21 protein-coding genes, 2 rRNA genes and 1 other RNA gene (1 of these 24 cut by a window edge) are annotated in these 23,862 nt (G+C 57.6%); 20 read left to right on the forward strand and 4 right to left on the reverse strand.

Going from position 1 to position 23,862, the window contains the following annotated elements; genetic code table 11:
- From DARO_RS04205 to DARO_RS04285, 18 genes are all read left to right on the forward strand, one after another.
- Nucleotides 1-465 (forward strand): 23S ribosomal RNA (locus DARO_RS04205) (it extends 2,417 nt beyond the left edge of the window).
- A gap of 98 nt (nucleotides 466-563) precedes the next feature.
- A 5S ribosomal RNA gene (rrf, locus tag DARO_RS04210) occupies nucleotides 564-677 on the forward strand.
- Between the two features lie 164 nt (nucleotides 678-841).
- An RNA gene (gene ffs, locus DARO_RS22060) (signal recognition particle sRNA small type) lies at nucleotides 842-940 on the forward strand.
- 28 nt (nucleotides 941-968) lie between these two features.
- Nucleotides 969-2,582 carry a DNA polymerase III subunit gamma/tau gene (dnaX, locus tag DARO_RS04215; protein WP_011286571.1) on the forward strand — a complete coding sequence of 538 codons (1,614 nt, stop codon included), beginning with the start codon at nucleotides 969-971 and terminating at the stop codon, nucleotides 2,580-2,582.
- 13 nt (nucleotides 2,583-2,595) lie between these two features.
- Nucleotides 2,596-2,919 (forward strand): YbaB/EbfC family nucleoid-associated protein, encoded by a 324-nt coding sequence (locus tag DARO_RS04220; protein ID WP_011286572.1) that lies wholly within the window; start codon nucleotides 2,596-2,598, stop codon nucleotides 2,917-2,919.
- A gap of 4 nt (nucleotides 2,920-2,923) precedes the next feature.
- Entirely contained in the window at nucleotides 2,924-3,523 is a 600-nt protein-coding gene (gene recR, locus DARO_RS04225) for a recombination mediator RecR (RefSeq protein WP_011286573.1), read from the forward strand.
- An 83-nt stretch (nucleotides 3,524-3,606) separates the two neighbouring features.
- A complete protein-coding gene (gene petA, locus DARO_RS04230) occupies nucleotides 3,607-4,203 on the forward strand; it encodes a ubiquinol-cytochrome c reductase iron-sulfur subunit (protein WP_011286574.1) in 597 nt (198 codons plus the stop codon).
- A gap of 3 nt (nucleotides 4,204-4,206) precedes the next feature.
- Complete coding sequence (locus tag DARO_RS04235) at nucleotides 4,207-5,508, forward strand: cytochrome b (RefSeq protein ID WP_011286575.1); 1,302 nt, start codon at nucleotides 4,207-4,209, stop codon at nucleotides 5,506-5,508.
- Between the two features lie 13 nt (nucleotides 5,509-5,521).
- Nucleotides 5,522-6,241 (forward strand): cytochrome c1, encoded by a 720-nt coding sequence (locus DARO_RS04240; protein WP_011286576.1) that lies wholly within the window; start codon nucleotides 5,522-5,524, stop codon nucleotides 6,239-6,241.
- A gap of 83 nt (nucleotides 6,242-6,324) precedes the next feature.
- Complete coding sequence (locus DARO_RS04245) at nucleotides 6,325-6,921, forward strand: glutathione S-transferase N-terminal domain-containing protein (RefSeq protein ID WP_011286577.1); 597 nt, start codon at nucleotides 6,325-6,327, stop codon at nucleotides 6,919-6,921.
- Nucleotides 6,922-6,923: 2 nt separating this feature from the next.
- On the forward strand, nucleotides 6,924-7,355 hold the full coding sequence (locus tag DARO_RS04250) for a ClpXP protease specificity-enhancing factor (RefSeq protein ID WP_011286578.1): 432 nt from the start codon (nucleotides 6,924-6,926) through the stop codon (nucleotides 7,353-7,355).
- A gap of 127 nt (nucleotides 7,356-7,482) precedes the next feature.
- Entirely contained in the window at nucleotides 7,483-10,206 is a 2,724-nt protein-coding gene (locus DARO_RS04255; RefSeq protein ID WP_011286579.1) for a nitrate reductase, read from the forward strand.
- 18 nt (nucleotides 10,207-10,224) lie between these two features.
- Nucleotides 10,225-11,214 carry a DNA-binding protein YbiB gene (gene ybiB, locus DARO_RS04260; protein WP_011286580.1) on the forward strand — a complete coding sequence of 330 codons (990 nt, stop codon included), beginning with the start codon at nucleotides 10,225-10,227 and terminating at the stop codon, nucleotides 11,212-11,214.
- Nucleotides 11,215-11,575: 361 nt separating this feature from the next.
- Nucleotides 11,576-14,020: a nitrite reductase large subunit NirB gene (gene nirB / locus DARO_RS04265; RefSeq protein ID WP_011286581.1), complete on the forward strand. Its 2,445-nt coding sequence runs from the start codon at nucleotides 11,576-11,578 to the stop codon at nucleotides 14,018-14,020.
- Between the two features lie 26 nt (nucleotides 14,021-14,046).
- Nucleotides 14,047-14,358: a nitrite reductase small subunit NirD gene (gene nirD, locus DARO_RS04270; RefSeq protein ID WP_011286582.1), complete on the forward strand. Its 312-nt coding sequence runs from the start codon at nucleotides 14,047-14,049 to the stop codon at nucleotides 14,356-14,358.
- A gap of 71 nt (nucleotides 14,359-14,429) precedes the next feature.
- The gene (locus DARO_RS04275) at nucleotides 14,430-14,861 is read left to right on the forward strand and encodes a hypothetical protein (protein WP_041224206.1); all 432 of its coding nucleotides are present in this window, start codon (nucleotides 14,430-14,432) and stop codon (nucleotides 14,859-14,861) included.
- Between the two features lie 76 nt (nucleotides 14,862-14,937).
- Nucleotides 14,938-15,750, forward strand: a complete 813-nt coding sequence (locus tag DARO_RS04280) for a formate/nitrite transporter family protein (RefSeq protein WP_011286584.1) — start codon at nucleotides 14,938-14,940, stop codon at nucleotides 15,748-15,750.
- A gap of 65 nt (nucleotides 15,751-15,815) precedes the next feature.
- Nucleotides 15,816-17,540: a bifunctional protein-serine/threonine kinase/phosphatase gene (locus DARO_RS04285; protein ID WP_011286585.1), complete on the forward strand. Its 1,725-nt coding sequence runs from the start codon at nucleotides 15,816-15,818 to the stop codon at nucleotides 17,538-17,540.
- 120 nt (nucleotides 17,541-17,660) lie between these two features.
- On the opposite strand, the gene DARO_RS04290 is transcribed toward DARO_RS04285, so the two are convergent.
- From DARO_RS04290 to DARO_RS04305, 4 genes are all read right to left on the reverse strand, one after another.
- Nucleotides 17,661-18,494 carry a M12 family metallopeptidase gene (locus tag DARO_RS04290; RefSeq protein ID WP_011286586.1) on the reverse strand — a complete coding sequence of 278 codons (834 nt, stop codon included), beginning with the start codon at nucleotides 18,492-18,494 and terminating at the stop codon, nucleotides 17,661-17,663.
- 453 nt (nucleotides 18,495-18,947) lie between these two features.
- The gene (locus DARO_RS04295; RefSeq protein ID WP_011286587.1) at nucleotides 18,948-19,706 is read right to left on the reverse strand and encodes a hypothetical protein; all 759 of its coding nucleotides are present in this window, start codon (nucleotides 19,704-19,706) and stop codon (nucleotides 18,948-18,950) included.
- A 270-nt stretch (nucleotides 19,707-19,976) separates the two neighbouring features.
- On the reverse strand, nucleotides 19,977-20,285 hold the full coding sequence (locus DARO_RS04300; protein ID WP_011286588.1) for a type II toxin-antitoxin system RelE/ParE family toxin: 309 nt from the start codon (nucleotides 20,283-20,285) through the stop codon (nucleotides 19,977-19,979).
- On the reverse strand, nucleotides 20,282-20,548 hold the full coding sequence (locus DARO_RS04305; RefSeq protein WP_041224208.1) for a YlcI/YnfO family protein: 267 nt from the start codon (nucleotides 20,546-20,548) through the stop codon (nucleotides 20,282-20,284). The genes DARO_RS04300 and DARO_RS04305 overlap by 4 nt, the downstream gene beginning before the upstream one ends.
- A gap of 307 nt (nucleotides 20,549-20,855) precedes the next feature.
- On the opposite strand from DARO_RS04305, the gene DARO_RS04310 reads away from it, so the two are divergent.
- Together DARO_RS04310 and DARO_RS04315 are read left to right on the forward strand one after the other, a co-directional pair.
- A complete protein-coding gene (locus DARO_RS04310) occupies nucleotides 20,856-22,070 on the forward strand; it encodes an MFS transporter (RefSeq protein ID WP_011286590.1) in 1,215 nt (404 codons plus the stop codon).
- 59 nt (nucleotides 22,071-22,129) lie between these two features.
- Nucleotides 22,130-23,818: a bifunctional protein-serine/threonine kinase/phosphatase gene (locus tag DARO_RS04315; protein ID WP_011286591.1), complete on the forward strand. Its 1,689-nt coding sequence runs from the start codon at nucleotides 22,130-22,132 to the stop codon at nucleotides 23,816-23,818.
- Nucleotides 23,819-23,862 lie beyond the last annotated feature (44 nt).

Raw genomic sequence — 23,862 nt, forward strand, 5'->3', positions numbered from 1 at the left:
ACTCTGGGGATAACAGGCTGATACCGCCCAAGAGTTCATATCGACGGCGGTGTTTGGCACCTCGATGTCGGCTCATCTCATCCTGGGGCTGTAGCCGGTCCCAAGGGTATGGCTGTTCGCCATTTAAAGAGGTACGTGAGCTGGGTTTAAAACGTCGTGAGACAGTTTGGTCCCTATCTGCCGTGGGCGCTGGAAATTTGAAGGGGGCTGCTCCTAGTACGAGAGGACCGGAGTGGACGAACCTCTGGTGTACCGGTTATGACGCCAGTCGTATCGCCGGGTAGCTATGTTCGGAAGAGATAAACGCTGAAAGCATCTAAGCGTGAAACTCGCCTTAAGATAAGATTTCCCGGAGTCTTGAACTCCTTGAAGGGTCGTCGAAGACCACGACGTTGATAGGTCAGGTGTGGAAGCGCAGTAATGCGTTAAGCTAACTGATACTAATTGCCCGTACGGCTTGATCCTATAACCTTGTAATCTGCAGCAACTCATACGCAGTCACAACAAACAACCTTCCCCATTTTGCGCTTCCCGTCCCCAGGACGTGAGGCATACAAGTTACGTCTGGCGTCAATAGCCTGCTGGTACCACCCCTTCCCTTCCCGAACAGGACCGTGAAACAGCATCGCGCCAATGATAGTGAGCTTACCGCTCGCGAAAGTAGGTCAACGCCAGACTCCCCATTCAAACCCCCGTTAGCATAAGCTAACGGGGGTTTGTCGTTTACTACCGATCCAAACCTCTCTCCATCAGTAGCATAGCGTCGCCGCTCATCTCTGATCGGAAAATTAACCCCGAGCGTGATACGTTACCCACCGGGGGCTGTGATAGAATCGCGCTCGGCGGGTCTCCCCGCATTACAGTGTGGTGAACCTGGTCAGGTCCGGAAGGAAGCAGCCACAGCCAATTATTGTAAGTGCCGGGGGTTAGGCTCGCCAATTTCATTTCTTTCCATTGGTGTGAAGCGCATGAGTTATCAAGTTCTTGCGCGCAAGTGGCGGCCGCGCAATTTTTCTACGCTGGTTGGGCAGGAGCATGTTGTCCGTGCCTTGACGCATGCGCTTTCAGAGCAGCGTCTGCACCACGCCTATCTTTTTACCGGTACGCGTGGGGTCGGGAAAACGACCTTGGCACGGATTCTCGCTAAATCTCTGAATTGTGAAACAGGCATCACTGCCACACCATGTGGTACATGTTCGGCTTGCCAGGAAATTGACAGCGGTCGCTTTGTTGACTTGCTTGAGGTGGACGCAGCGACGAATACGCGTGTCGATGAGATGCGCCAGTTGCTTGAGAATGCCGTCTACGCGCCAACTCGGGGTCGCTTCAAAGTCTATGTGATCGACGAAGTTCACATGCTATCGAATTCGGCGTTCAATGCCATGCTGAAGACGCTGGAAGAACCGCCTGAGCATGTGAAATTCATCCTCGCGACGACCGATCCGCAAAAGATTCCTGTCACAGTTTTATCCCGCTGCCTGCAATTCAATCTGAAACAAATGCCGGTACTGGCGATAACGGGGCATCTTGGTCACATTCTCCAGGCAGAAGGGATTCCCTTCGATCAGCCGGCGCTTGCTCTGGTTGCTCGTTCTGCGGCCGGGAGTATGCGGGATGCGCTATCTCTGCTGGATCAGGCGATAGCTCATGGCGCAGGGAGAGTTGAAGAGGCCCAGGTTCGTAGCATGCTCGGTACGGTTGATCAGGATTACCTTTTTACCATCCTTGAGGCGCTGCACGGCGCTGAGCCCTCGGCTCTGCTACAGGTCGCGGCAGATCTCGGTATCCGCAGTCTCTCTTTCTCGGCTGCATTGCAGGAACTTGGTGCGCTGCTGACGCGTCTTCAGATTGCCCAGTGCGTTCCGGGGGCGATCGATGATGATGAGCCAGAGAGGGATCGTTTGAAGGGGCTGGCAGCCGCGCTCTCGCCGGAGTTTGTTCAGCTAGCCTATCAAATCGTCAATGCGGGTCGTAATGAATTGGCCGCAGCACCTGACGAGTATGCGGGTTTTGTCATGACCCTGCTTCGGTTGTACACCTTTCGTCCGAGTACTGTGGCTGATGTTGTTGGTGCGGCGGTACCTCGCGTCAACGCCGCTGGCGCAATGCCAAAAGCGGTACGTGCAACTCCTGCCACGCAGAGCAGGGGGGACTCGATTCCTGAGCCAGTGATCATTCCGAAATTGCCTCCCATTGCCAGCGGTGAGATGGATTGGCATCAGATTGTTGCATCGCTATCGCTGTCTGGTTTGGCCAGAGAGTTGGCTCAGAACTGTGAGTTGAGACAACTTAGTGAGAATCAGTGTTTGCTTCGGTTGTCTCCGGCGCAAGGGCATCTTCAAATGAGGCCTAATCCAGACCGGTTGCAACAGGCCTTGAGTGATTTTTTTGGCCGCCCGTTACAGGTGCGCATAGAGCTGGCGCAGAACGAAAATGTTACGCCGGCAGAGACCGTTGGTCGCCAACGCCAAGAGCAGCAGGAGCGGGCTGCGACGGCCATCGCTCAGGATACGTTTGTCCGGGATGTAATCGAATCTTTCGATGCGTCTCTCGTAGAGTCTTCCATTAAACCAATCGCCTAACGGAGAAATGAATATGATGAAGGGTGGCTTGGCTGGCCTGATGAAACAGGCGCAGGCGATGCAGGAAAATATGAAAAAAGCCCAAGAGCAACTAGCTCAGGTCGAAGTCGAGGGCGTCGCCGGGGCTGGTATGGTCAAGGTGTTGATGACGTGCGCGCATGAAGTTCGCCGGGTCAATATCGATCCATCTGTCATGGATGATCGAGAGATGCTTGAGGATCTCATCGCAGCGGCCTTGAATGACGCCGTACGCAGGGGGGAGGCTTTGAGTAAAGACAAGATGTCAGGCTTTACCTCCGGCCTGAATTTACCCCCCGGCTTTAAGTTGCCGTTCTGAGCCTGTGAATCCTTCGGGTCTTGAGTCTTTGATCGAGGCGTTGCGTTGCTTGCCCGGGATCGGGCCGAAATCGGCGCAGCGCATGGCTTACCACTTATTGCAACGTGATCGGCCCGGAGCTCAGCGTCTGGGGGATGCGGTTCTGCATGCATTGCAGGCGATCCGGCATTGTCAACGATGCAATACCTTTACTGAAGGCGATATTTGCGAACGTTGTGCTTCTCCCCGGCGAGATCCTGAGCTCCTTTGCGTGGTGGAAACTCCCGTTGATATGAACATGATGGAGCAGACCCTGACTTATCGGGGTATGTATTATGTTTTGATGGGCAAAATCTCTCCGCTGGATGGTGTCGGTCCCAAGGAGTTGGGGTTGGATCGTTTGATGACTCGAGCGCTCGACGGGGTCGTTAAGGAGGTTATTTTGGCGACCAACTACACCAATGAAGGTGAGGCGACCGCTCATTACATCACCGCCATGCTCAAGCCAAAGGGGGTTGGGGTGACGAGAATTGCGCGCGGTGTACCCGTCGGAGGAGAGCTTGAGTATGTCGACAGCGGCACGCTGGCCCAGGCTTTGCGCGAACGCAAGATCTGTGGTGATTGATAGCGCCTTTTGTCGAGGGTTTCGATGAAGTATAATTTAGCGTTTAATTTTTATCCCATCTAATTCCGTTAGGGGTCAGCGTTATGAGCAATCAAGGAAAAATGGACTGCGGACGGCGGCGTTTGGTCGTCGCGACCGCGGCCGTGGGCGGGGCGGGCGCGGTTGCCGCACTCGTGCCGTTCGTCTCCAGCTTGCTTCCATCTGAGCGTGCCAAGGCGGCAGGCGCTCCGGTCGAAGTCGATATCAGCAAGCTCGAGCCGGGTCAGATGATGACCGTCGAGTGGCGGGGCAAGCCGGTGTGGATCATCAATCGCACCAAGGAGATGCTGGATACGCTACCCAAGTTGGCCGACGCCGTGGCTGATCCGAAGTCGGAAAAGAATCAGCAGCCGGCCTATGCCAAGAACGATACCCGTTCGGTAAAGCCGGAAATCATGGTTGTCGTCGGTATTTGTACGCACCTCGGTTGCTCACCTTCCCAGAAGTTCAAGAAGGGTTCCGAAGAGGGTATGCCGGGTGAGTGGCTGGGTGGTTTCCTGTGCCCTTGTCACGGCTCCACCTTCGACTTCGCCGGTCGCGTGTTCAAGTCGAAGCCCGCCCCGACCAACCTTGAAGTGCCGCCGCACGTGTATCTCGCCGATACCCGTATCCTGATCGGCGAAGACAAGAAGGGAGCATAAGAAATGGCTGCTGGCAATTTCGAAAAGTACAAGTCCGACGGCTCGCTGGCTGGTAACGCGCTGGAGTGGGTTGATGCCCGCTTCCCGGCGACTTCCATGTGGAAGGGCCACCTGTCCGAGTACTACGCCCCGAAGAACTTTAATTTCTGGTATTTCTTTGGCTCACTGGCGCTACTGGTACTGGTCATCCAGATCGTGACCGGTATCTTCCTGGTCATGCACTACAAGCCCGATGCCGCTCTGAATGCCAATGGTGTGCCTATTGCATTCGCTTCCGTCGAATACATCATGCGTGATGTGTCGGGGGGCTGGCTGATTCGCTACATGCACTCGACTGGCGCTTCGGCCTTCTTCATCGTGGTTTATATGCATATGTTCCGTGGCCTGCTCTACGGTTCCTATCGCAAGCCGCGCGAATTGACCTGGCTGTTCGGCGTTGGTATTTTCCTGTGCCTGATGGGCGAAGCCTTCTTCGGTTATCTGCTGCCTTGGGGGCAGATGTCGTACTGGGGCGCGCAGGTTATCGTTAACCTGTTCTCGGCGATTCCGATCATCGGTGGTGATCTCTCCCTGATTATCCGCGGTGACTTTGTGGTTGGCGACGCAACGCTGAACCGCTTCTTCTCCTTCCACGTGATTGCCTTCCCGCTCGTTCTGATCGGTCTGGTTGCTGCTCACGTGCTGGCCCTGCACGAAACGGGTTCGAACAACCCGGATGGTGTTGAGATCAAGGCCAATAAGGACGAGAACGGTATCCCGCGCGATGGCATCCCGTTCCACCCGTACTACACGGTCAAGGATATCGTCGGTGTTGTTGTTTTCCTGATGGTCTTCTCTGCCGTAATGTTCTGGGCTCCGGAAGGTGGTGGTTATTTCCTGGAAACGCCGAATTTCTATCCGGCTGATCCGCTGAAGACCCCGCCGCACATTTCGCCGGTCTGGTACTTCACGCCGTTCTATTCGATCCTGCGTGCTGTGACCTATCCGCTGTTCGGTCTCGATGCCAAGTTCTGGGGTGTTGTCGCGATGGGCGCTTCGGTTGTGATCTTTGCCTTCCTGCCGTGGCTGGACCGTAGCCCGGTCAAGTCGATTCGTTACCGCGGCCCGATCTACAAGACCCTGCTGACCATTTTCGTGATCGTCTTCTTCGTCCTCGGTTATCTGGGCACGCTGTCCCCGTCCCCGATGGGTGAACTGGTATCGCAGATTTGTTCGGTGTTCTACTTCGGATTCTTCCTGGGCATGCCTTGGTGGTCCCGGATGGACAAATTCAAGCCGGTTCCCGACCGTGTGACGTTCAAGTGAGAGGATGCCTAAAATGAAAAAATTCCTTATCGCATTGCTCTTCGCACCGATCATGGCATTTGCCAGCGGTAGTACGGCCCACATCGACAAGTGGCCGGGCTCCGTTAGCGACAAGGCTTCGTTGCAGAATGGCGCCAAGCTGTTCGTCAATTACTGCCTGAATTGCCACGGTGCGTCTTACCTGCGCTACAAGAATCTGCTGGACCTCGGTCTGACCGAGCAGCAGGTCAAGGAAAACCTGATGTTCACGTCTGACAAGATTGGTGAACTGATGCGGGTTGCTGCGCGTTCCGATGAGCAAAAGTTGTGGTTTGGCGCTACCCCGCCTGACCTGACCATCGTGGCCCGCGCCCGTGGTGAAGCCGGCAACGCTGCGGCTGGTGCTGACTGGCTTTACACCTACTTGCGTTCCTTCTATCGCGACGAGAACCGTCCGACTGGCTGGAATAACGTAGTGTTCGAAAATGTCGGTATGCCGCATGTACTGTACGGGCTGCAGGGTCAGCAAGTGCGCAATCACGAAACGCACAAGCTGGAACTGGCTGTTCCTGGCTCGATGGCGCCGGCAGAATTCGACAAGTCGGTTTCCGATCTGGTCGGCTTCATGGTCTGGATGGCTGAGCCCCAGCAGGAGTTCCGTCGGACGCTGGGCTTTTTCGTTCTTGGCTTCCTGGCAGTCCTCTTCGTCGTTGCTTACGCACTGAAGAAGGAATACTGGAAAGATATTCACTGATCCTTCGCGGATTAGCTAACGGCATCGCGGGTTTGGCTTCGGCCAGCCCCCGGTGCCGAATCTCATTTTGAGGGTTACCACAAATGATGAACCTCTACTCGGGTACTACTTGCCCCTTTAGTCATCGCTGCCGCATTGTCCTGTTCGAAAAGGGCATGGATTTTCAGGTGATCGATGTCGACATGTTCAACAAGCCGGAAGAGATGGCGGCGATCAATCCGCACAATCGTGTGCCGGTTCTGGTCGAGCGCGATCTGGTGTTGTTCGAGCCGAACATCATCAACGAATACATCGACGAGCGTTTCCCGCATCCGCAATTGATGCCGGCTGATCCGATCATGCGTGCGCGTGCCCGCCAGTTGCTGGTTGGCATGGAACGCGAGATCTTTTCGTTCATGGAAGTGATCGAAAAGAACGGCAAGACGGCCGATAAGGCGCGTCAGGAAATCAAGGCTCGCCTGACCGAGATCGTGCCGATCTTTAATAAGCAGAAGTTCATGCTGGGCGACGAGTTTTCCATGCTCGACGTGGCCATCGCTCCTTTGTTGTGGCGCCTGGACCATTACGGCATTGACCTTGGCAAGGCTGCAGCACCGTTGATGAAATACGCCGAGCGTATTTTCAGCCGCCAAGGTTTCATCGATGCCCTGACGCCTTCTGAAAAGGCGATGCGCAAGTAAGCATGGAACTTCCGTCTACCAAGCCTTATCTGCTGCGTGCGCTCTGGGAGTGGTGCTGCGATAGCGGTTTTACGCCGCATATCGCAGTCGAAGTCGACGAGCGGACTCGTGTTCCACGTGAGTTCGTGCGCGAGGGCCAGATCGTGCTGAATCTTGGCCCCAGTGCGACCAACAAGCTGCAGATCGGGAATGAGTACGTCGAATTCCAGGCTCGCTTCGGTGGTGTTGCGCGCGAATTATCGGTCCCGATCAATCGAATTTCTGCTATTTATGCTCGCGAAAACGGCGCCGGGATGGCTTTTGAAGTCGATGGTGATGAGGCGATGGCCGATGAGGTGTTCATTGAGCCGGTCGAATCCGAAGCGGTTTCTGATGAGCCACCGGAGCCGCCGCGCCCAGAAGGAGGGCGTCCCAAGTTGCAACGCATCAAATAGGGACGCTTGCTTCGGTTAACGCACCAAAAAAGGGAAATTCCAACAGGGGTTTCCCCTTTTTTTTATGCAAGCCCATGATTTTTATAGGTGGCATGCCTGTTGCTGATGGCATGCCGGAAGGAAAATCATGAGAACTGAAGTTAAATCTACTTGCTGCTATTGTGGCGTCGGTTGTGGCGTGCTTATCGAAACCGAGAGCGGCGTCGTTACTGGCTTGCGTGGTGACTCCGAGCATCCGGCGAATCGCGGGCGTCTGTGCACCAAGGGCGCGACCCTGAATCAGACCGTTAACCCGACCTATCGTTTGCAGTTTCCGGAGAAGCGCCTTGTTCGTGGTCAAGGCGGGCAGCGCCTCAGTTGGGAATTGGCGCTTGATGAAGCGGCAGAGCGTTTTGCCACCACCATTCGGGAATACGGTCCTGACTCCGTAGCCTTCTACATTTCCGGTCAGTTGATGACCGAAGATTATTACGTCTTCAACAAGCTGGCCAAAGGCCTGATCGGGACCAATAACGTCGACACCAATTCACGTCTTTGCATGTCGTCGGCCGTGGCTGGCTACAAGCAGACGCTAGGCGCCGATGCGCCGCCTTGCAGTTACGCTGACATCCTGCGGGCCAAGCTTATTTTCATCAGCGGGGCCAATCCTGCCGTCGCTCATCCGATTGTTTTTCGTTACATTGAAGATGCCAAGGTGGCCTACCCGGATCTGAAGATCATCGTCGCCGACCCGCGGCGCTCGGAAAGCGCCGAGATCGCTGATCTTCATCTGCCGATCAAGCCGGGGAGCGATATTGCGCTGTTCAACGGCATGTTGCATGTACTGATCAACGAAGATCTGGTCGACCGGGCCTATGTGGAGGCGCACACCAGCGGCTTCGATGCTCTGGCCGAGATCGTCAAAAATTACTCGCCGGACCAGGTCGCCGCGCTGTGCGGTGTGCCGGCCGAGGCCATCGTCCAGGCAGCCCGCTGGTTCGGCGCCAGCGATGCATCGTTGTCGCTCTACTGCCAGGGTTTGAACCAGTCGGCGCACGGTACGCACAACAACGCCGGGATCATTCATTTGCACCTCGCCACCGGCCAGATCGGCAAGCCGGGTGCCGGGCCGTTTTCGCTGACCGGGCAGCCGAATGCCATGGGCGGACGCGAAGTCGGTGGTCTATCCAATCTGCTGTCGGCGCATCGCGATCTCGCCAATCCAGCGCATCGTGCCGAGATGGCGCGTTTCTGGGGGGTGCCTTTCGTTCCGGCAACACCCGGAAAGTCCGCAGTCGACTTGTTCAAAGCCCTGAAAACTGGCGAGGTCAAGGCGGTCTGGATCGCCTGCACCAATCCAGCCCAATCATTGCCCAATCAGGCAGCGGTACGCGAGGCGCTACAGGCCGCGGAATACGTGGTGCTGCAGGAGGCCTACGGCAACACCGATACGGCCGATTATGCCGATCTGTTGCTGCCGGCCAGTGGTTGGGGTGAAAAGCATGGCACGGTGACCAACTCGGAACGCTGCATCACGCGCGTCCTGCCGGCAGTCAAGGCACCGGGGGAAGCGCGCCACGACTGGGAAATTGTGGTCGACTTTGCGCGTCGTCTGGGCAAGAAACTGGATCACGCCGGCGCTGACAAGTTGTTCCCCTATGCCGATGCCGAGGCCATCTTCAATGAGCATCGCGAAAGCACGCGTGGCCGCGATCTCGACATCACCGGTTTGTCCTACGCCTTGCTTGAAGCGCAAGGCCCGCAGCAGTGGCCGTATCCGGAAGGAGCAAGCAGCGGCAAGGTGCGTCTCTACGAAGATGGGCATTTCCCGACGGCGGATGGCAAGGCGCGTTTCGTGCCGGTCGAACACAAGCCGACCGCCGACGCGCTGTCTTCTGAACTGCCAATCAGCCTGCTCTCCGGTCGTATGCGCGATCATTGGCACGGCATGAGCCGCACCGGCACTGTGCCGCGCCTGTTCAACCTTGAAGATGAACCGCTGCTTGCCATGCATCCTTGCGATATGCGGCATCGTGGTCTGGAGTCCGGTGATCTGGCCAAGGTGACCAATGGCCGCGGCGAGATGGTGGTTCGTGTGACTGATCGACCCGGGCTGGTCAAGGGCAGGGCCTGGATGCCGATGCACTGGGGCAACCAGTTCATGAATACGCCTGGCGCCAATGCGCTGGCTAGCGACGCTACCGATCCCTATTCGAAACAACCGGAACTCAAGCATGCAGCGGTGCAGATCGTAAAAATGGATTTGCCGTATCCGCTGGCGGTGGTGCGCCGTTGTGCCAGCCAGTCGGCGGCACTGGAATTGCTGCAGCGGGCTCGTACGGTGCTCGGCGACTATCCGTATGTCACGCTCGGCCTATACGGACGGAAAAGCCCGCTGGTCGTTTTTCGTGCAGCTACTGCGCTGCCGATCGGCGAGCAAGAAGTGCTCGATCTGGATCGTCTCTTCGGTCTGGACGGAGCTGACGGCGCTATCGTCTATATTGATGCGACGCGCAAGGTGGCCAAGAAGGCGATTGCCCAGGAGGGGCGCCTGATTGGCGTCCGTCTGGTTGGCGAGACGCTGGCTCAAGCCTGGCTCAAGCAGGCGATGGCCGAGGATGAGCTGGATGCCAGCCTGATCCGCTTCGCTCTGGCGCCGACCGCGAAACCGCCGGTCAGCATGGCACCGCGCAATATCGTCTGCAAGTGTGCCGACGTCAGTGATGTGCAAATCCGTAAGGAACTGGAAAACGGTGCAGATTTGCCGAAACTCCAGCAGAATCTTAAGTGTGGAACCTTTTGCGGTTCATGCGTGCCGGATATCAAGCGCATGCTTGCCGAGCAAACCAAAAAAACTGCAGCGGCAGCCTGACCGCGACTGGAGGAGACTTTGAGCTACGCACAATACATCAAGGAGATTGGTCGCGGCGCCGAAGGCGCGCGCGATTTGCCGCGCGACGACGCGCAGCAGCTCTACGCGGCGATGCTCGACGGCGGTGTGCCCGATCTCGAAATGGGCGCGATCATCCTTGGCCTGCGGGTCAAGGGCGAGTCGCTCGACGAAATGCTCGGCTTCCTGGGGGCCATCGATGACCGGACGAACCTGCTCGACATGCCGCATGGCCGCGTCCGGCCGGTGGCGCTGCCAACCTATAACGGCGCCCGCAAGGAAGCGAACCTGACGCCGCTGCTGGCGCTGCTCCTGCAGCGCTTTGGTGTGCCCGTCGTGGTGCATGGTTTGCTCGAAGGCTTCGGACGGGTGACGACGGCGCATATTTTCCGGGAGCTGGGCATCATGCCCATGGCCTCGGCCACCCAGGCTCAGGTCGCGCTGGAAGAAAAAGGCCTGGCATTCCTGCCGCTTAGCGCCATGTGTCCCGGCATCCATAACCTGCTGGCCCTGCGCAGCCGGATGGGGGTGCGCAACAGCGCGCACAGCCTGGTCAAGCTGATCAATCCTTTCCGGGGCGATGCGGTCATGGTCGCGCCGGCTACTCACCCCGAGTTTCTCGACCTGATGCGCAACATTTTGCTGGCGCGGGGCCAGCGCGGGCTGTTGCTGCGAGGGACGGAAGGCGAACCGTTTGCCAACCCGAAGCGCCGCCCGCGTCTCGAGTACATCCATGGCGGCATGGTTGAGGCCCTGTTCGAAGCCGAACACGAAAGCCTGCGTTCCCTGCCTAACCTCCCCGAAGCTTCGGATGCAGTCAGCACGGCGAAATGGATACGCCGCATCCTCGACAAGCAGGTTCCCCTGCCCAAACCGATTGCCAACCAGCTGGCCTGCCTGTTGTTTGCCAGCGGGTATGCCGAGGATTTCAATCAGGCCAAGGCCATTGTGGCCGTTGAGTCGACGGGTTTGCTGGTCGGCGGCAACTGATTCCGGTCGCATGCACGGCAGTTCTCAGGCTTAAGGTCGAGCCTGGGTTTTGCCATGTTCTGCGCCGCTGCGCTTCAGGAAAAAACTCCTTGCCCCGGCGCCTGAAAGAATACTTCCGTGATTGGCATGAATGCACCCGGGCTGCACCGGGATGGCGGTTGATGCACGAATTTGGTGCGACGCGTTCATGGCTTGTTTTTATAAATCCATATAAATCAATGAAATAGAACCTTGGCACGCTGATTGCAATAACAGCATCGGAGCAGCGAATTCCCCGCCAACGAAGGCGGCCCGATGGCAACGACGTCATGCGCTGAAATGAATTTTGCACCCCCGGGTGCGCGCAACGTTGGAGCCAAAAATGAGTAAACCTCGTCTCGTCCTGATCGGCAATGGCATGGCCGGTGTCCGCACCGTCGAAGAGCTGCTGAAGATCAAGCCTGATCACTACGACATCACCATCTTCGGCGCTGAGCCGCACCCGAACTACAACCGCATCCTGCTTTCCCCGGTCCTCGCCGGCGAAATGACCATCTCCGAGATCGTCCTCAACGAACTCGAGTGGTACAAGGAAAACAACATCAAGCTGCATACCGGCAAGCAGATCAAGACGATCGATCGCGTCAAGCGCAAGGTCATCGCTGAAGACGGCACCGAAGAAGAATACGACCGCCTGCTGATCGCCACCGGCTCGACGCCCTTCATGCTGCCGATTCCGGGCAACGATCTGCCGGGTGTCATTGGATACCGTGACATTAAAGACACCGACGAGATGATCGAAGCCGCCAAGCTGCACAAGCACGCGGTGGTTATCGGTGGCGGCCTGCTCGGTCTGGAAGCCGCCAACGGCCTGAAGCTTCGCGGTATGGATGTGACCGTGGTGCACCTTGGCCCGTGGCTGCTCGAGCGTCAGCTCGACGAAGTCGCCGGCAAGATGTTGCAGAAGTCGCTGGAAGACAAGGGCCTCAAGTTCCTGCTCCAGAAACAGACCGAAATGCTGGTCCAGGGCGAGTCTGGCCGCGTTGCCGCCGTGCGCTTCAAGGACGGCATGACTATCCCGGCCGACCTCGTCGTGATGGCCGCCGGCATCCGCCCGAACTATGCGCTGGCTGAGTCTTCCGGTATCTACTGCAACCGCGGCATCGTGGTGAATGACACCATGCAGACCTACGACCCGAAGGTTTATGCCGTTGGCGAGTGCGTGACGCACCGTGGCATTGCCTATGGCCTGGTCGCCCCGCTGTTTGAACAGGCCAAGGTCGCCGCCAACCATCTGGCTGGCTACGGCATTGGCCGTTACACCGGTTCGGTGACTTCAACCAAGCTGAAAGTCACCGGCATTGACCTCTTCTCGGCCGGCAACTACATGGGCGGCGAGGGCACCGAGGAAATCGTCCTCAACGACCCTTACGGCGGCGTGTACAAGAAGCTGGTGCTCAAGGACAACAAGCTGGTCGGCGGCGTCATGTACGGCGATACGGCAGATGGCCCGTGGTACTTCCAGTTGCTGAAGGACGGCCGCGACATTCACGACATCCGCGACCAGCTGATTTTCGGCCAGTCGCTGGTTGGTGACGTCGGCCATGCCGGCAATAGCAAAGCGGCCGACATGCCCGACAGCGCAGAGGTCTGCGGCTGTAACGGCATCACCAAGGGCGTCATCGTCCAGGCGATCAAGGCCAAGGGGCTCTTCACGCTGGACGAGGTGAAGAAGCACACCAAGGCAGCCTCTTCCTGCGGTTCCTGCGCTGGTCTGGTCGAGCAGATTCTTGCTTCGACCATCGGCGGCGCCTACACGCCTGCTGCTTCCGACAAGAAACCGGTCTGTGGCTGTACCGAGCAGTCGCATAAGGCGGTGCGTGAAGCCATCCTGAACCAGCACCTGATCACCAAGGAAGCCGTCTTCGCGGCGCTGGAGTGGAAGACGCCGAACGGCTGCGACAAGTGCCGCCCGGCCGTCAATTACTACCTGATTTCGACCTGGCCGCATGAAGCCAAGGACGATCCGCAATCGCGCTTCATCAACGAGCGTTCACACGCCAACATCCAGAAGGACGGTACCTACTCGGTCGTGCCGCGCATGTGGGGCGGTCTGACCAACCCCAAGGAACTGCGCGCCATTGCCGATGCCGCCGAGAAGTACAACGTGCCGACCGTCAAGGTGACCGGCGGCCAGCGTATTGACCTGCTCGGCGTCAAGAAGGAAGACCTGCCGGCCATGTGGGCCGACCTCAACGCCGCCGGCATGGTTTCCGGCCACGCCTACGGCAAGTCGATCCGCACCGTGAAGACTTGCGTCGGCATGGAGCACTGCCGCTTCGGTACGCAACTGGCGATGTCGATGGGCGTCAAGCTGGAAAAGATGCTGTTCGACATGTACGCACCGCATAAGGTCAAGCTGGCCGTCTCCGGCTGCCCGCGTAACTGTGCCGAAGCCGGCATCAAGGACGTCGGCATCATCGGTGTCGATTCCGGCTACGAGATCTACATCGCCGGTAACGGCGGCATCAAGACCGAAGTCGCCCAGTTCCTGTGCAAGGTGTCATCGGACGAGGACGTCATGGAATATTCCGGCGCCTTCCTGCAACTCTACCGCCTCGAAGGCTGGTATCTGGAGCGCACCTGCCACTACCTGGAGCGCGTTGGCATGGACTACATCAAGGGCAGGATTCTCGAGGATGAAGAGGGTCGCAAGGCGCTCTACGCCGCGCTGCTCGACTCGCTGAAGGATGCCAAGGACCCGTGGGCCACCTCCCGCGAGCCGGAAGCGATCAAGCAGTTCATTCCCATCATGGTTGAAGCCTGAGCATTCAGAAAAAAGAGGATAGAAAAATGAGTAACTGGAAACTGATTTGCCTGCTGGAAGACATCCCGCAATTAGGCTCGCGCATCATCAAGCCGGCCACTGGTGGAGACATTGCCATCTTCCGTACCTCCGATGACCAGGTGTTCGCCATGCACGATAAATGCCCGCACAAGGGCGGTCCTCTGTCGCAGGGCATCGTTCATGGCAAGCGGGTGACTTGCCCGCTGCACGGCTGGAACATCGGGCTGGAAGACGGCAAGGCGGTGGCACCGGATGTCGGTGGTTGCACCAAGTTCGAGGTCAAGGTCGAGGGCGGGCAGGTCTACCTGTCCGTCTGACCGGAGCCTTTTCAGGCAAAACGCCGGATGACAGGCTGTCATCCGGCCCATTGAAGAAACTGGCGAGTCAAATGTCTTTTTCAGGTCATCGCAAAATCAACCGTTTCCTCGGCGCCGACTTCGGCATCACCGAACCGGAAGAAGTGCACATCATGCTGATTCCACATCTCCACCTGTCGCTCCTGCTGGCAACCGGTGAGTGGGATAACCAGCATGTCGCTTCGGTCGCCGGTGTTTTCAACGTTGCCCTGGCACTGGCGTATATCAACAAGGATCGCCGCTCGATCAATTTTTATAGCGGCATCCAGGATTTGCTGCTGGCGGTTGCCAATGGGCACCCCTTTGGCGAACCCGAAAAACGGCGTTTGCGGACAGTTTTTTCCCAGGCTGACAAGTACATCTGCGCGCAGCCCAAGGCGGACATCCTGACGGCGATCCGGATGGTCGAATATCAAATCCAGAATGCTCCGCCCGAGACGGCGCTTCGCCTCGGCAGCGAATAGGGGCGGCAGGCGCCGCACTTCTTCTCAAGTTAAAACTTCACGCTGTGGCTGCCACAGCAAGATCAAGGGACTCAAAATGGCTTACCTGGTACCTTCAGAATTCGTCACCAAAATGGTGGATGCGGGCGAATCAAAAATCTACATGTCCACCCGTGACTCGTTGATCCGCGCCTATATGGCCGGTGCCATCCTCGCGCTGGCGGCTGTGTTCGCCGTAACGGCCTCGGTCATGACCGGTCAGGCGCTGGTCGGCGCCATCCTCTTCCCGGTTGGCTTCTGCATGCTTTACCTGCTGGGTTTTGACCTGCTCACCGGCGTCTTCGTTTTGACGCCCCTGGCCTGGCTCGACAAGCGTCCGGGCGTGACCATCAAGGGAATTTTGAGAAACTGGGGTGTTGTCTTTACCGGCAATTTCCTCGGTGCGCTGACCGTTGCCTTCCTGATGGCCTTTGTCTTCACCTACGGTTTCTCGACCGCGCCTAATGAAATCGGCACCAAGATTGGCCATATTGGCGAAGCACGTACCATCGGCTACGCCAAGTATGGCCTGATGGGCTGGCTGACCATTTTCATCCGCGGCATGCTGTGCAACTGGATGGTGTCCACCGGTGTTGTCGGTGCCATGATCTCGACCACGGTCAGCGGCAAGGTCATCGCCATGTGGATGCCGATCATGCTGTTCTTCGCGATGACCTTCGAGCACTCCGTGGTCAACATGTTCCTGTTTCCGTCCGGCCTGATGATGGGCGGCAACTTCTCCATCCTCGACTACTTCATCTGGAACGAAATCCCGGTGGTTCTCGGTAACCTCATCGGTGGTCTGGCTTTCACCGGCCTGACCCTGTACGCCACGCACATCAAGACTGGCCCGAAGCGCAGCTTCAACTAATCGGGGCTCGATCAAAAAGCCTCAGTCCCGCACGGGGCTGGGGTTTTTCTTGTATAAAAGTGAGCATGAAACTCAAGATCTCCGCCGGGCAGTACTCCGACAAGGGCCGCAAGGAAAGCAATCAGGATTTCCACGGCCTCTATGTCCCGAATGAACCGCTGCTCAGTTCAAAGGGCATCGCCATCGCACTGGCCGACGGGATCAGCAGCAGCCAGGTCAGCCAGGTTGCCGCCCAGTCGGCCGTTACCGGCTTTCTGGAGGACTACTACTGCACCTCGGAAGCGTGGTCGGTCAGAACCTCGGCCGAGCGCGTCCTGACTGCCACCAACTCCTGGTTGCATGCGCAGACCCAGCAAAGCCAGCACCGCTACGACAAGGATCGCGGCTACGTCTGCACCTTCAGCGGCATGATCATCAAGTCCACGACCGCGCATATTTTTCATGTCGGTGATACGCGGATCTATCAGTTGCGCGGCAAGACGCTGAAGCAACTGACCGAGGATCACCGGGTCTGGATTTCATCGACGCAAAGCCATCTCGCCCGTGCCCTGGGCATCGATCGCAAGCTGGATATCGATTACCAGGCCATCCAGGTCGAACAGGGTGACGTTTTCTTGCTCGTCACCGATGGTGTCTATGAACATATCGACGCCAACTTCATGATCGCCACCATCGATTGCTGCGAGGGCAATCTCGATGCTGCGGCCAAAGCCATCGTCGACGAAGCCATTCTGCAAGGCAGCGGTGACAATCTCACGCTCCAGATCATCAAGGTCGAGGCACTGCCCAGCCCGGAAGCCAACGAGATTTACCGGCAAATCTCCGAACTGCCTTTCCCGCCACTACTTGAAGCGCGGGCCAGTTTCGACGGCTACCAGATCGTTCGCGAAATCAAGGGCAGCAGCCGCAGCCACATCTACCTCGCCGTCGATAGCGAAAGCGGCGAAAAGGTGGTCATCAAGACACCGTCCATCAACCTGCAAGGCGACCCCGCCTACCTTGAACGCTTCCTGATGGAGGAGTGGATCGCCCGCCGCATCAACAGCGCGCACGTCCTCAAGCCCTGTCTGCAGACGCGAAAGCGTCACTACATCTACGTCGTCACGGAATTCATTGAAGGCCAGACGCTGAGCCAGTGGATGATCGACAACCCGAAGCCGGATCTGGCCAGCGTGCGCGGTATTCTCGAGCAAGCCGCCAAGGGCCTGCAGGCCTTCCATCGTCTCGAAATGGTGCATCAGGATATCCGGCCCGACAACATCATGATCGACAGCACCGGCACGGTGAAGATCATCGATTTCGGTGCCACGCGGGTGGCCGGCGTCATGGAAATCGCCACGCCCATTGAGCAGATCAACCTGCTCGGCTCAGCCACCTACGCCGCGCCGGAATACTTCCTCGGTGAAAACGGGTCCTCACGCTCGGACATCTTCTCGCTTGGCGTCATCGCCTACCAGATGCTTTCCGGTCGACTGCCCTATGGCGTCGAAGTCGCCAAATCCAGAACCAGGGCAGCACAAAGAAAACTTGTCTATCAAACGGTCCTCAACGACGAAAAGGAAATTCCTGCCTGGGTCGACGATGCCATCCGCAAAGCCGTCGATCCTGATCCCTTTGAACGTTATGAGGAATTATCCGAATTTGTCTTCGATCTCCATCACCCGAACAAGGATTTCCTGAACAAGACTCGTCCGCCGCTCATTGAGCGCAACCCGGTGATCTTCTGGAAGAGTGTTTCGTTTGTGCTGATGCTGGCGGTGATTGTGTTGAGCCTGGCCCGATTCCGGTGATCGCGCAGTCGGCTGGGTAATCATTGTGCAGGCACACAAAACTGCCGGTTTTGCATAAGTCAGGCCGAGGTTTGCGGCACGGCCTCCTGCCGCCAGCCGCATCCTCGGCCGCCGACATCGCTATTTCGGATACATCGTTCCGATCATCTTGATATCGTCAGATGAGCATTTGCTGTTTTCGTTGGTCGGCCCCAGACCATCGGCAAATAGCGCGGCATCGAACGAGTAGAGCATGATCGACTTGGGATCGAACACGGTGGCGGCAATCCCGGTCGGGGAGTATTTCTGCAGCACGTTGTGTTTGATCGAGTCTTCCGTCCAGTAGTTGGGCGGCCCCTGGAAATACTTCATCACTGCCTTGACGTCCCATTTCCGATTGAAGGTCGGCGTCTGATGCTCGTGAATGCAGCCCAGCGCGTGGCCGAATTCGTGCAGCACGACCCGTGAATATTCGTCGTCCGGCGTGTCGTCACGCAACCAGCCGTAGTTCATGGTCGGCTGATGCAGGGGGAAATAGGCCTGGTTCAAGGCATCGCGGCCCACGGCTGACCATGATCCGGCGTCGGCATAGAACGAGATGCGAATTTCCGCCGGCGCTTTGGTAACGAATTTCAGCTTGATGTTGGCCTGCTTCTCCCACTGGTGCGCATAGGCCCGAACCTTCTTCTTCATCGTCGTGCTGCCGTCGAGGAACAGACAGCGCAGCGTCGTTCCCGCCGGCCATTTCTTGGTCTTGACGACGGCCATCCGGGCGACATGGGCCACCTCATCGGCATTCAGCTTGCGTTTCTCGCTGCTCAGCATGTACTCGCGCAACGCCTGGCGGGCCGGGCGTTCCTGGTCGAGTTCGTCGGGAATGATCCGTTCGAAGCAGATTCGAGGGTGAGCCTGCTCGGGTGGGAAAGAGGCGACTAGCGTGGCGCCCTTGCGCTTGGTAGCGGGTTTGAATGCCATTTCCAATTCCTTTCTGAACACATGCGGACGACGATGGCGTCCTGACAGATATTGAAAGTGAGTGGCCGATGGTTCTGCCCGGGCAAGATGACAAACGGCGGGGGCGTATGCGGCTGTCTTCAGATTAGGTCAGCCCTGCTGGATGCGCAAATGCCAAATGGACTGCCGGCAGGAAATCCGGGAGGGCTATCTAAACGAGGTATGAAAATAGAGAATGGCACACCATATGAACCAGAGTGATGCCAAGGGTAGCAGTGGCGACCTCCCGCTCCCCGAGTGACTGGAGCCCGATGGTGAGAAAAGCGATGCCTACCCCCTTGGGGTTGCGGCTGGATTTGGACGCCGGTTGGCCGGGAAGCGGAATGCTATGGTCACCTGGAAAAAAGAGCGGCAATTGAAATGGCATTTGCCCCTTTCGTCCACCGTCTTGGTCGGAAAGAAAACGAGCCCCCTTTATCGCCCTGTTTTGGGATCCTGACAGTTCGCTCGCAAACCGAAGAAAACATTTTCGGAAACAGTCGCGGCCAGTCTCGCTTCATTTTCCAATACCGTGTTGGTGGATGTACTCAACTTTTGCAGCCCCTCGAAACCCGGGTAGATGCTGACAGAGGAACCATAACCTATCTTCAGAGCAGCATCCCATGCCTGTTTCGCAGCTTCAGGGACTCGACTACTAAAGACCTTGGCGGCCATGCCATATTCTCTTTGTTCTCGCTCAAGTTTGATGAACATTTGCTGGAGATCAGCTTCCAGTTTTGCTGCCTTCACCGAGTTATGTTTTTTGTATTGATCGTAGGTCTTATCGTTCCACGTTATGAGGTGATCAGTGGTATCACGAAGTTTGTTCAAGTCTTTTAGCGCATGAATCTTGATATGTGGCTCCAGTATCCCGGAACCCCAGCCCAGCATCATTGTGTATTTCTGATTATTTTCATCACCGGCGATGAAATGAATAAGTCGCAGCTTCGCCGCGAAATACCAAAACACTGCATCATCCTCGCGTTTGTTTTCCAAATATATTTTGGCCACTGTAAACAGTTGCCCTTCGTCGTGGGAATTTGACGGGTTTCCTACAAACTCATCTGCTGCAGCAACTGCAATGCTAGGGTCACACGACGTCAGTCGTTCTTCAACAGATGGCTGAACTGCGTTAACACCTGACGAAATACATGAGAGCGCAACGAAAACGCCGACCAGTGAGAGTTTTACCATTCTGAGTGCCTGATTTGAATAACCTCATAGGGGTGAATAGAGCGAGCAATCCCTTTGGGTCCAAAGACAATTGGTTTTAAATTGAGAAAATAGACTCAAAGCATACTGCATTTGCATGTTTATGCCTTGTCAGCTGCCGCACCGGCCGGCATCTAGCATTCAGCGCAACTAACTGTCGTTCTGGAAAGTCCTGGGGGGCTTCCACGGTCAACCGAAAATTTCACTGTAACCGGGGACAGACCTTTGTTTCCGGATCGCCCAAGCTGCTATTCAGTGGTAATCCTCTTCCAACTGGTGTCGTACCGCAAGAATGGTCACCGTTTGCTCATTCTCGATTTCAAACAAAGCCACGTACCCTGAAGCGCCGAATGGAATGAGCAGTTCCCGCAGAAATGGGTTATCCGAAGTCGCTTTCCGGTAGCTGAAAGGCGAGAGTTCCAGGCTCCGGATTCCATTTTTTATGGCTTCAAGCGCTCGGGTTGCCAGTGACCAATCTGTCTGGTCCTTGGCCAGAATGAATTCATAGAGTCTGAGCAGATCGGCTTCGGCATCTTCCGTAAACCGTACCTGATAGCTCACTTGTTGTCCTTGGCGCTTGCCAGCATTTGCTCCAGTCGTCCGATCACGTTATCGGCGCTGACATATTTTCCGGTCTGGCCGGCGTTGTCGCGCGAACGGAGGCCACGAGCGATGAATTCCTGCTGGATTTGACGGCGTCCGATGCTTTCGCGAATCGATTGTTCGACGAAGCTGGAAAGGGTTTCGCCTTCCTGCAGAATTTGTTCGGCGGCTTGCCTCAACTCGGGCGTGACGCGCAAAGAGGGAAAGGTGGCGGTTTTCATCGGATTTCCTTTGAGTTGCATTTGCGATGCATTTTGGCCTGCATCTTGAATCATTGCAATACACCGGCCACGAAATGCTGCACCGCAATGGAAATGAATGCCCTCTTTTGGTGCAGGTCGCCATCAGTGTTTTGTTGATAATCTAAACAATTCATAGGGTTATTGTCCTGGCACGGGGCTTGCGGAGTCAGGTCATCACAGCGATTTTCCGCCAACGAGGGTGGGCTGATGGCGACGATGCCATGCGCTGACACAAGCAATCCCCCTTAACGAGCGCTTCGGCGATCAACGCGGAAAAGAGACCAACATGGACAAGAAATCATTCCTGCAGGCCGGCCACACGCCGACTTTGCTCGCGGCCTTCCTCTACTTCGATCTGGCTTTCATGGTCTGGGTGCTGCTCGGGCCCCTCGGTATCAGTATTGCCAAGGATCTGGGCCTGTCGCATGCCGAAAAGGGCATGATGGTGGCGACGCCGGTGCTGGCCGGTGCGCTGCTGCGCATCATCATGGGCATCCTGGTTGATCGCCTGTCGCCGAAGAAGGCGGCCATCATCGGGCAGGTCGTGGTCATCGCGACCATGATCTATGCCTGGCAGGTCGGCGTGCATTCCTACGCTGAAGTGCTGATCCTCGGACTCTTCCTCGGTGTTGCTGGCGCTTCCTTCGCTGCCGCGCTGCCGCTGGCTTCGCGCTGGTATCCGGCCGAGCATCAGGGCACAGCGATGGGGATTGCCGGAGCCGGCAACTCCGGAACGGCGCTCGCTGCCTTGTTTGCCCCGGGGCTGGCGGCCGCCTTCGGCTGGGTCAATGTCTTCGGTGTCGTGCTGATTCCATTGGTCATTGTGCTGATCGCTTTCATCTTCATGGCCAAGGATGCACCGGATGCGCCGCCGCCCAAGACCTTTGCCGAGTACCTGAAAGTCCTCAAGGACAAGGATGCCTGGTGGTTCATGTTCTTCTACTCGGTGACCTTCGGCGGCTTTGTCGGCCTGGCTTCGTCGCTGGTCATCTACTTCAACACCCAGTACGGCCTTGATCCGAAGATGGCGGGCTACTTTACTGCCGGCTGTGTCTTTGCCGGTTCGCTGGTTCGCCCGATTGGCGGCAACGTGGCTGATCGCATCGGCGGCGTGAAGTCGCTGACCGTGATGTACATGTTTGCGGCTTTGTTCCTGTCCATCGTCAGCTTTGGCCTGCCGGAGGCCTGGATGGCGCTGCTCGTCTTCGTCGGTGCCATGCTCTCGCTGGGCATGGGCAACGGTGCCGTGTTCCAGTTGGTGCCGCAGCGCTTCCGCAAGGAAATCGGCGTGATGACCGGTCTGGTTGGCATGGCCGGCGGTGTCGGTGGTTTCTACCTGGCCTCCAGCCTCGGTTATTCCAAGCAACTGACCGGCAGCTACCAGGCTGGCTTCCTGATCTTTGCCTCGCTGGCAGTGCTGGCCTTGCTTGGCCTGACCGGTGTCAAGACCCGCTGGCGTACCACCTGGGGCGCCAGTCACCTGACGGCGGCCAAGATCTGACGTAAAGTCACACGGCGGGGCGCTTACTGGCTGCCCCGCCTTTTTGCCTGGATAAATGCATGCCTCTGCAAGTTGCCCTTGGATACGCTTCATTGACCGGACCGCGCGAGCGGAACGAGGATTTTTGCGGTGTTGCGACGCCGGAAGGTCAGGACCTCGACAACAAGGGCGTCATTGCAGCAGTGGCTGACGGGATCGGTGGCCACAAGGGCGGACGCGAGGCCGCTGAATACACGGTGCGCGGTCTGCTCGCCGACTATTTCGCAACGCCGGATACCTGGAGTGTGCCGCGCGCCATCGAGACAGTTTCGACGGCGTTGAATCGCTGGGTCATCGCCGAGGGCAGCCGCAATGCAGAGCTGGCCGGCATGGCGACGACGCTGTCGGTCGTCGTCCTGCGTGGCCGTCGTTTCTACACGGCACATATCGGCGATTCGCGCATCTACCGTTTTCAGGAAGGGCGACTGCATCAGCTGACCGTCGATCACACCTGGGAACACCCGGAACTGAACAACGTGCTGTCGCGGGCCATCGGCCTCGATCCGCGCGTGCTGATGGATTTCGCTGATGGCGAACTGGCGCTCAACGACCGTTTCTTGCTGATTTCCGATGGCGTCTGGGGTGTGCTGCCGGATGCCCTGATCGCCGATGTGCTGCTCGATCACCCGGAACCTCAGGGGGCAGCGGCGGCATTGACCAGTCTGGCCATTGCCCACGGCGGGCACGACAACGCCAGCGCGGTGGTCGTCGATGTGCTGGCCCTGCCGCCGGCCAATCTGCGCGATAGCCTGGAGGGGGCGGCCAGTCTGCCTTTGCCGCACCGCATGAAGCCCGGCCATGAACTGGATGGGCTGGTCGTCGAGGATATCCTGCATGATTCCCGGGAGACCCTGCTGTATCGCGTCAGCAATCCGCGTAACGGCCAGCAACTGGTCCTCAAGACGCTACAGCCGGGCATGGAGGGTGATCCCGAGGCCACGGCAGCGCTGCTGATGGAGGAGTGGCGTGCCCGCCGCGTGGTTTCGCCCTTCTTCCCTCAGGTCGTGCCGGCCGAGCAGCGCAGTTGCCTGTATTACCTGATGACCTGGCATGCCGGGGCGACCCTGCAAGTCCGTCTCGATGGCGACCAGCATTTCCCTGTCGGTGAGGTGGTGCGCCATGGTGTTGCGCTGCTCAAGGCCATCGCCAGCCTGCATCGGCTCGATATCGTGCATCGCGACATCAAGCCCGACAACATTCACCTCGGGCAGGATGGCGTGCTGCGCATCCTCGATCTCGGGGTGGCCGTCAGCCTGGCCGAACGCAAGGCCGGCGATCCGATCGGCCAGGCCGGCACGCCTTCATATATGGCCCCGGAACTGTTCGAGAACCCGGAGCCGCAAGCGGGCTACGACCTCTACGCCGCCGGGGTCACGCTCTACCATCTGCTGACCCGTAAATACCCCTACGGTGAAATCGAACCCTTCCAGACGCCAAAATTCGGCGAGCCGACGCGACCAACGCGCTGGCGGCCGGAAATCCCCGGCTGGCTGGAGAACATCCTGCTCAAGGCCGTGGCCAAGGAGGCCAAGGACCGTTTCGAAACGGCCGAGGAGTTCCTGCTCGCCCTGGAGCGCGGTGCTGCCCGGCCCATTGCGGCACCCAGCCGGCAGCCGCTGGTCCAGCGCAATCCGCTGCAATTCTGGAAAGGCGTTGCGGCCATCTCGCTCGCCATCAACCTGATTTTGTTACTGAAGCTGTTGCGATAGTCGTGAAGCAAGGGGATCGCTTAAGCTGCGGCTCTATTGTCCAA

The sequence above is a fragment of the Dechloromonas aromatica RCB genome (assembly GCF_000012425.1).